This window comes from Geobacillus thermopakistaniensis, from assembly GCF_000498995.1.
Lineage (GTDB): Bacteria > Bacillota > Bacilli > Bacillales > Anoxybacillaceae > Geobacillus > Geobacillus thermoleovorans.
The window spans coordinates 1-8,919 of the sequence record NZ_AYSF01000091.1 but is presented as its reverse complement, the minus strand read 5'-3'; the positions used below and the strand labels follow the sequence as shown (position 1 = coordinate 8,919).

6 protein-coding genes and 2 pseudogenes are annotated in these 8,919 nt (G+C 55.0%); 7 read left to right on the top strand and 1 reads right to left on the bottom strand.

From position 1 onward, the window contains the following. The 5 genes and pseudogenes from T260_RS02145 to yidC all read left to right on the top strand — a co-directional run. Window positions 1-206, top strand: a pseudogene (locus T260_RS02145) (hypothetical protein); the annotation flags it as partial. 86 nt (window positions 207-292) lie between these two features. Beyond that, the gene (locus T260_RS123470) at window positions 293-1,045 is read left to right on the top strand and encodes an alpha/beta hydrolase (RefSeq protein WP_014195917.1); all 753 of its coding nucleotides are present in this window, start codon (window positions 293-295) and stop codon (window positions 1,043-1,045) included. 145 nt (window positions 1,046-1,190) lie between these two features. Further along, window positions 1,191-5,366, top strand: a pseudogene (locus T260_RS01000000138145) (bacteriocin-processing peptidase family protein). A gap of 85 nt (window positions 5,367-5,451) precedes the next feature. After that, window positions 5,452-5,718: a hypothetical protein gene (locus tag T260_RS123475; protein ID WP_023634505.1), complete on the top strand. Its 267-nt coding sequence runs from the start codon at window positions 5,452-5,454 to the stop codon at window positions 5,716-5,718. A gap of 44 nt (window positions 5,719-5,762) precedes the next feature. Then, window positions 5,763-6,512, top strand: a complete 750-nt coding sequence (yidC, locus tag T260_RS123480) for a membrane protein insertase YidC (protein ID WP_014195914.1) — start codon at window positions 5,763-5,765, stop codon at window positions 6,510-6,512. Window positions 6,513-6,569: 57 nt separating this feature from the next. Here yidC and T260_RS1000000140360 read toward each other — a convergent pair whose 3' ends face one another. Continuing rightward, a complete protein-coding gene (locus T260_RS1000000140360) occupies window positions 6,570-6,752 on the bottom strand; it encodes a hypothetical protein (protein ID WP_236620464.1) in 183 nt (60 codons plus the stop codon). Between the two features lie 226 nt (window positions 6,753-6,978). Between T260_RS1000000140360 and T260_RS123490 the strand changes: the two genes are divergently transcribed. Together T260_RS123490 and T260_RS123495 are read left to right on the top strand one after the other, a co-directional pair. Next, on the top strand, window positions 6,979-7,530 hold the full coding sequence (locus tag T260_RS123490; protein WP_014195912.1) for a cysteine hydrolase family protein: 552 nt from the start codon (window positions 6,979-6,981) through the stop codon (window positions 7,528-7,530). An 86-nt stretch (window positions 7,531-7,616) separates the two neighbouring features. Then, window positions 7,617-8,919, top strand: a 1,303-nt coding sequence (locus tag T260_RS123495; protein ID WP_023634504.1) for a nicotinate phosphoribosyltransferase, incomplete at its 3' end; no start/stop codon positions are given.

The following is an 8,919-nucleotide window of genomic DNA, read 5'->3' as shown; positions in this document are numbered from 1 at the left end:
GATGCTCAGCTAAAAGAGCGCCGAAAACTGTTCAAGGGGTGCCGCTGTTTTGGCCGTTTTCGTCCAAGCGGTGGAAAGTGCCGCTCTATCGGACGGGAAAAGGGATGGAGAAAGCATTGGTTGGCATCGCTTGGATCGCATTCGTCTATTTTGGCGTCAACGGCTTGTTTCACGAATGGTGGCGGTCATGGTTGTCGATGTGGTAACGGCGTCCGATCAAAAAAGGAAAAAAGAGGTGCGGCGGCGAATATAGTGAGAGGAACGGATTTGACTAGATAAGGGGGAGAGGAAGATGAGCGAACAATATCCGGTGCTCTCGGGCGCCGAGCCGTTTTACGCCGAAAACGGGCCGGTCGGGGTGCTGCTCGTGCACGGATTCACCGGCACGCCCCACAGCATGCGCCCGCTCGCTGAAGCGTATGCGAAAGCCGGCTATACCGTTTGCCTGCCGCGCTTAAAAGGGCACGGAACGCATTACGAAGACATGGAACGGACGACATTCCACGATTGGGTCGCCTCGGTCGAAGAAGGATATGGATGGCTGAAACAACGATGCCAAACCATTTTTGTCACCGGGCTGTCGATGGGCGGGACGCTCACGCTTTATTTGGCGGAACATCACCCAGACATCTGCGGCATCGTGCCGATTAACGCCGCTGTCGACATCCCGGCCATCGCCGCCGGGATGACGGGCGGGGGCGAGCTGCCGAGGTATCTGGATTCGATCGGTTCGGACTTGAAAAATCCGGATGTGAAAGAGCTGGCATACGAGAAAACGCCGACCGCTTCGCTTCTTCAGCTGGCTAGGCTGATGGCACAGACAAAAGCGAAACTCGATCGCATCGTCTGTCCGGCGTTGATTTTTGTCTCCGACGAAGATCACGTCGTGCCGCCGGGAAACGCCGACATCATCTTTCAAGGCATTTCATCGACGGAGAAAGAGATCGTCCGCCTCCGAAACAGCTACCATGTGGCGACGCTCGATTACGACCAACCGATGATTATTGAACGGTCTCTCGAATTTTTCGCCAAGCACGCCGGATAAAACGAATCGGTATATGGCTGATCCTGTTCAAAGGAGAGGCCATTTTTTGTTTGTCGGTATTTTTGTGAAAAAATATGTGGCTGTTTTGCCGGGCTTGTTCTACACTTATAAATAGCTGGAAAAAGAATAAGGGAGTTTTCTTTGTATGAATCATATCAAACCGATCGCATTGCTCGTTGAAGAAAAACGAATCGTGGATGCCCTTGCCCAGGTGCGGCCGCATTTAGAAAACATGGGATTGTTTCAATGGCGGCCGCTCATGGCGTCATGGGACAGCATCGAGCCGTTTCGGGCGCTCATCCGGCTGTTTGATTATGCGCTCATGTACCGGCATAGCGGGCTTGTCGCGCGGTACGCCCACCGGAAGTTCAACACGTTGCAGACGCTCGCTTGGGTGTGTGATGAGTGGCTCGAGAACCGCCGGCCGCTCGATGTGGAAGAGGCGCTCACCCCTTTTCGGCCGGTTTTTCAAAGGTTGNAAATATCGGCTTAAAACGTGGCCGAAAAGAGGGAATCGATCGCCCGGGCGGCGTTTGCGTTGGTGCGCGCTTTATTGGATATGCAGCGGATCGATGAGGCGCACGAATGGATGGATGTGGTTGCCCGCTATGAGACGGTGCCGATGCATGACAAGTGGGGCTATTTTTATATCGAGACCGGCGACCGGAAGCGCGCCGAACAGGTGATTCGCGCCGGTCTCGATGACCCGGAGCGCGGCGACATGTGCTATTTGCTGCTTTCGGATTTGTACGCTCTTGACGGCCGCCACCACGAGGCGCTTGCCGTTTTGGAGGAAGGAGGGCGGCGCTTTCCGCAAGTGCTGGCGTTTTACGCTGAGCGCGTGCGCCGCTTGCGCGATGTGCGCGCCTACCGTGAGGCGCTCGCGGCGATGGATGAACTTGACCGCCTGAATCCGCTTCATATGCATCGCCGTTATTTCGCCCATTTGCGCGCCGAACTGTATTACCAGCTTGACGAATGGGAGAAGCTTGAATCGCTTGTGAAAGCGGAGCCGCAGCTTGAAAAAACGCCGTACGCCCGAGCGCTTGGGCGGCAAAGGAAACGGTCGGTGGTGCTGCCGCTTGTGCCGGTCGTGCAAAAGCATAACTATTGCGTGCCGGCAAGTTTGGAAATGATGCTTCGATTGCTTGGCTCCCCCCGTACGCAGGATGAAGTGGCCCAACATATTTTTGATGTGCGCGGATCGAAATTGTCGACGACGGTTCATTATTTGGAAGAGCTTGGCTTTGTTTGCCGCTTTTTCGTCGGCTCGCCGCTTCGTTGGAAGCGGCTGATTGATGAGGGCGTTCCGGTGCTGTTAAGCGTCGATTATGAACAGTCATCGCACGTGCAGGTGTTGTTTGGCTATGACGAGCGGCTTGGGGCGTTGTACGTGCAAGACCCGAATCTATTTGATCCGTTTGTTGTTTCCGAGGACGAGCTTGCCAAATGGTATGCAGGGACGCATTATTTGTCGATTGTGGCGCTTCCCCGGGAAAAAGCGGCGCTCGCCGCCGAGCTCCCCGAAGAGGAAGACCGCTATTTCCGCGAATTGCATGCGTTGGCCGAAAAGATGGATGAGGACGAGCAGGCGCATTTCGACGCGTTTGTCGCCTTTTTGCGCAAGCATGAGCACATCCCGTACACATGGCTGTATGTCATGAAGCATTTTAGCAGCGATGAGGCGAAGCCGCTTGTGTTTGATTACACCAGGCGCGTCTTGAGCGAGTATCCCGAACATAACGACTTGCTGCTGATGGCGGCGAAAGCGTATGTCTACACGCAAGAAATGGAGAAGGCTGAAGACGTGCTCAAACGGGTGAAAGGAAAGGCGCAAAGCCCGCTCTACCATTATTTGCGCGGCCGAATCGCCTTTTTTGCCAGCCGCTACGAAGAGGCGGCTCGCTATTTTCGCACCTCGCTCCAGTTGGACCCAGATCAGCCGGAAGTGTGGAGCTATTTCGGACTCGCCTCGGCGTACGCCGGTCATATCGAAAAAGGGCTCATCTCTTCGCGCGTAGCGGTCAGCTTATATCCGGGCGATTTGTTTATCGAAACGAACCATGGTGTGCTGTTGTTCCACGCGAAGCGGTTTGCCGAAGCGCGCGCCTGGTTTGATCGTCTTGTGCGCCGCGAACGGCGGGATGCCCAGCTTTGGTATGAGCGGGCCCGCTGCGATCGGGAGCTCGGCCGCCGGCGCAAGGCGGAACGCGGCTTTTGCGTCGCCAAAGCGCTCGACCCGCAGGAACCGTACCCGTATTTGATGTTGGCTGACTTGTATGATGACGACGGTGATCGGGAAAAAGCGAAAGCGGTGTTGGAAGAGGGATTGGCCGCCGCCTGGCGGTTGGCGCCGCTTTACGTCCGCCTTGGCGATCTCTATATGGAGGAAGGAGAGGCGGAACAAGCGGTTTCGTGCTACGAAGAGGCGATCCGCCATGACAGCGATGACGTGTTTGCCCATCTAGGCTTGGCGGCCGCCCTCGCGGAGCGCGGGGATGTGGAAGCGGCGCGCCGGTATGTAATCAAGCAGCGCACCCGTTTTGCCAACAACAGCGAATATTGGCTCAATGCAGGCAAATGGCTCATCGCCCACGGTTTCGCCGATGAGGAGGAAGGACGCGAGACGGCGCTGTCGTGGTTGGAGGAAGGGCTGCGCCTCGCCGAGTTTGATGCCGAAGAAGCGTACGAGTTTTACATCGACCAGCTGACAACGCCAACTCTTCGAGAGCGCGGCCGGGCGTTTTTGAAACAGCTTGTCTCGGCTCGCCCGAAACTCGCTTCGGCCCATTCCGCTCTCGGCGTCCTTTATGAGCGGCAAGGCCGGCCGTCCAAGGCCATGGCGTTTTACCGAGAAGCCGCCGCCATGGGCCATTGGCTTTCACTCTTCCGGCTGGCGGAGCTGTGCGCCTCGCTCGGACGCTACCAAGAGGCGAAACAACATTATGAGGCGTGTCTCAAAGCCGATCCGTCGTTTGTCCTCTGCCATTTTCGCTTAGCTGCGCTCTATGAGGCAGAAGGAAACGAAGAGCGGCAGCACGCGCATTTGCTTCAGGCGGTTCGCCTTGCTCCGCTGCGAGTGGATAGCGAACAGCTTGCAGCGATCATAGAGCCTCCGGCGCTGCTTGAGACGTTGGCCGATGCCCGTCCGCGTGGAGGAGATGTGTGGTACTATGACAGCCTCGGGTATGTATATGGAGCGCTCGGACGCCGCGATCAAGAAAAGGCGGCGGTCGAGAGGGCGCTTGCTCTTGACCCGGATCACAGTGAAGTGCTTCGTCATTACGCGAATGTGCTTAGCCGGGAAGGACGCACGAAAGAGGCAATCAAGCTGCTCGAGCGGTTGATGGTGCGCCATCCCGACGATGAATCGTTGTATTCGGCATATGTCGCCTTATTCCCGAAAACGATGCGCGGCTTAGGGAAGCTGCGCCACCGGCTGGAGCGGCTGAAGATCGGCCGTGAGGCGAAAAGCGTTGTTTATCGGAATGCGGCCGCCGCTCTCCTTCCGTATTTGGAAGAGGAACAGAACGAAAGCGACGAGCCGGTGCGGTGGTGGACAAAAGCGAAAGAATGGATGGGCAGGTTTTCCTTGTTTTCGATCGTCATTGATTTGTATGAGGAGGCGATTCGCCTCAATCGCAGCGATGCGGAAGCCTATGGGCAGCTCGCCCGCCTCTATGCGGCGATCGAGCTGGAGGACGATGCCATCAAAACGTGGCGCCGAGCGCTCGCCCGCGTTTGGGATCCGTCTTTGGCGCAAGAATTTGTGGAATATTTATTGGCCGCCGATGAGGAAAGAAAACGCGAGGAAGCGAAGCGCTGGCTGGAGCGGCTGCTGGCTGATGACCCGGATGATGTCGACCTGCGCGTGTTGCAGGCGGTCGTTTGGCTTCAAGAAGGACAGCGCGAGAAAGCCGAGCGGCAGCTCGAGGAGATTGTGGCGGAAGAACCGCTCGCCCGTGAGGCGCTCATGTTGCTTGGCGAGCATTATATGGAAACGGGCCGCTATCAAGAAGCGGCGGCGCTTTGGGAGCGCTATGCTGATTGGTATCCTGAGGATGAAGAGTTCCATATGCAGCTTGCGGCTGTTTATGAAGAAGCGGGGCGCATCGATCAGGCGCTCGCGGCCATCGAGCGGTGCGTCCATATGGCCAACGATGCCCGGCTTCGCTACGAACGAGCCCGCTATCTCGCGCTGCTTGGACGCTTCGATGAGGCGAAAGAAGAGCTTCGGGCGGCGCTGGCGGCCGATGAAAGCGGGGAGCTGGCCGTCTTGGCAGCCGACGAGCCGGCATTTCACCGCTTGGAGCGGATGTGATCAATTGTTGCTTTTCTTTCGGTTGAAAGTTTGCTATTGTATGAGAAGAGAAGATGGACGGGGCAAAAGGGGGTGGACGGGACGCATGGAAGCGCCTATTGATTTGCTTGTGTATATGTCGCTTGTCGGCGCGTTATGGATCATCATGAAAGGGTATATGGGCGCACATCGGACAGCGAAATCATTGTTTTACGAGCCGGCGTTGGCCTCGGTTCGCGAGCGGGAGGCGGGAGGAGGCGCCGAACGAGCGGCGCTTCCATGGCGCCCGCTGTTTTTGCCGCAGCGGCGGAAAATTCCCGTTCGGGAACGGACAAGCCGAATGGATGAGGATGGAAGGCCCTTTCCTTTATGATGAAACGGCATGATTTTGCAACATGATAGTAAGGAGGGCTTTTCATGAAAAAATGGGTATTGGTGCTGCTTGGTGCAGTCTTGCTTCTTTCCGGCTGCAACCGCAACGAACCGATCAATGAACATAGCCAAGGCATTTGGAACCATTATTTTGTCTACCCGATGTCGAAGCTCCTTTTGACGCTTGGGCACTGGTTTGGCGACAACTACGGCATCGCCATTATCGTGCTGACGCTCATCGTTCGTTTTTGCTTGCTGCCGCTCATTTTGAAGCAGTTCCGCGCATCACTCGCCATGCAAAAGCTGCGTCCGGAATTGTTGAAGCTGCAAGAAAAATATAAAAGCAAAGACCCGGAAACGCAGCGCAAGCTCCAGCAAGAAATGATGCAGCTGTACCAAAAGCACGGCGTCAACCCGGCGAGCGGCTGCCTGCCGGTGTTAATTCAAATGCCGATTTTTATGGCGCTTTATTACGCGATTTCGCGGACGCAAGAAATTAAAACCCACTCGTTCCTATGGGTCGAGCTTGGCCACCGCGATCCGTATTTCATTTTGCCCGTTTTGGCGGCGTTGACGACGTTCATCTCGCTCCGCCTCTCGCCGTCGATGGCCGAAGAACAAATGCCGCAAATGGCGATGATGTCGTACATCATGCCGGTCATGATCTTTATCGGCGCCAGCTCCGTCCCATCGGCGCTGTCGCTCTATTGGGTTGTCGGCGGTTGCTTCTCGATCATCCAGTCGCTCATTTTGCGCAGTCAGCTGAAAGCGGCGAAAGCGGCGGAAAATAGCTGACGGATCAGTGAAAATCCCGCGCCTGCTTGAAGCAGGCGCGGGATTTTCGCTTTGCGCTTATGGTTGCGCCGCTTTGTTGATTTGATTCAGCTGATAATTGTTGAACGGCACCCAACGGAGAGGCTCAGTGTAGCTGATCATGCGAATCCGGTTTGACGCAAATTTATTCAGGAAGACGACGGATAAACCGACGGCAAGAAGCACGAGCAAAAAAACGATATTGAAAAAAAGGGGGATCATATCGGCATATCCTACTTTCTGTTTTTGTAAATATTCGTAAAAACCATTCGTCAGAAAGGAATCACTTTTCCGCTGAGCGATGGAAGGCGAGTTTTGCATCATCGGCTCGCTTTCTTATGCAATCTTCTGCTTGCCCAGATTTTGCATGCTGGAGTAGAGTAAAAGTATAGCAGCGGCAATGTACAGCAAGACCCGTTTGTTAGACAAACACGCAGGAGGGATTTTCATGAAGAGAGCACTCATTAACATCGACTACACCGTCGATTTTATCGCCGATCATGGCGCGCTCACATGCGGGAAGCCGGGGCAGGCGATTGAAGAAGAACTTGTACGGGTGACGAAACAGTTTATCGATCGTGGAGATTTTGTTGTCTTCGCCATTGACAAACATGTGGCGGGAGATCACTACCATCCGGAAACGAAGCTGTTTCCGCCGCATAACATTGAAGGAACGGAGGGCCGAAAGCTGTACGGGGAGCTCGAAGAGGTGTATCAAGCAAATAAGCATAAAGACAACGTCTACTGGATGGACAAAACGCGCTACAGCGCGTTCGCCGGGACCGATTTGGAGCTGAAATTGCGCGAGAGAGGCATCACGGAAGTGCATTTGGTCGGCTGCTGCACCGATATTTGCGTCCTCCATACGGCGGTCGATGCATACAATAAAGGCTTTCGCATCGTCGTCCACCGGCGGGCGGTCGCGAGCTTCGACGCGGCGGGACACGAATGGGCGCTCCGCCATTTTCGCCATACGCTAGGCGCAGAAATAGTGGAATAATGGAGAAAACATGATAGAATAGACGATGAACGTTCTTTTTCTCCATTCGGCGGCGCAGTCATTCGTATGTTGGAGGTTGCACATTCATGAAAAAATATGCCGATGACAGTTTGATGCTTCATACGGACTTATATCAAATCAACATGGTCGAGACGTATTGGGAAGATCGTATGCATGAGCGCCGCGCTGTGTTTGAAGTGTTTTTCCGCAAGCTGCCGTTTGGCAACGGCTATGCGGTGTTCGCTGGGTTGGAGCGTGTCATTCAGTTTTTGCAACAGTTCCGATTTTCTGACAGCGACATCGACTATTTGCGCCAAGAACTTGGTTACCGCGACGACTTTTTAGACTATTTGCGGACGCTTCGCTTCACCGGCACGGTCCGTTCGATGCGCGAAGGGGAAGTGGTGTTTGCCAATGAACCGATTATGCGCATCGAGGCGCCGCTCGCCGAGGCGCAGCTCATCGAAACGGCTATTTTAAACATTATCAATTTCCAGACGCTCATCGCCACGAAAGCGTCGCGCATTAAGCATATTCTCGGGAACGAACCGGCTTTGGAGTTCGGCAGCCGGCGGGCGCAGGAGATGGATGCGGCGCTTTGGGGGGCGCGCGCAGCGTATATCGGCGGGATTGAGGCGACATCGAACGTGCGCGCCGGGAAGCTGTTTGGCATTCCGGTCGCCGGAACGCACGCCCATTCGATGATTCAAGCGTATCAGGATGAATACACCGCCTTTTTGAAGTATGCACGCCGTCATAAAGACTGCGTATTTCTCGTCGATACGTACGATACGTTGAAGTCCGGGGTGCCAAACGCCATTCGCGTCGCGAAGGAGCTGGGCGACCAAATCAACTTTATCGGCATCCGCATCGACAGCGGCGATCTCGCCTATTTGTCGAAGGAAGCGCGGAAAATGCTCGATGAAGCCGGATTTCCGAACGCGAAAATTTTCGCCTCGAACGATTTGGATGAAGATACGATTTTAAACTTGAAGTCGCAAGGGGCGAAAATCGATGTGTGGGGGATCGGCACAAAGCTCATTACGGCGTACGATCAGCCAGCGCTCGGCGCCGTGTACAAAATGGTGGCGATTGAAAACGAACGCGGTGAGATGGTCGATACAATCAAAATCAGCGGCAATCCAGAGAAAGTGACGACGCCGGGGCTGAAGCGGGTGTACCGCATCGTCAACAAAATCAACCATAAAGCGGAAGGCGACTACATCGCCTTAGAGAGCGAAAACCCGCAGCAAGAAGAGCGGCTGAAAATGTTCCATCCGGTGTACACGTTCATCAGCAAATTCGTCACCAATTTCGAAGCGCGTGATTTGCATGTGACGATCTTCGACAACGGCCGGCTCGTGTATACGTCGCCCCCGCTTCCGGACA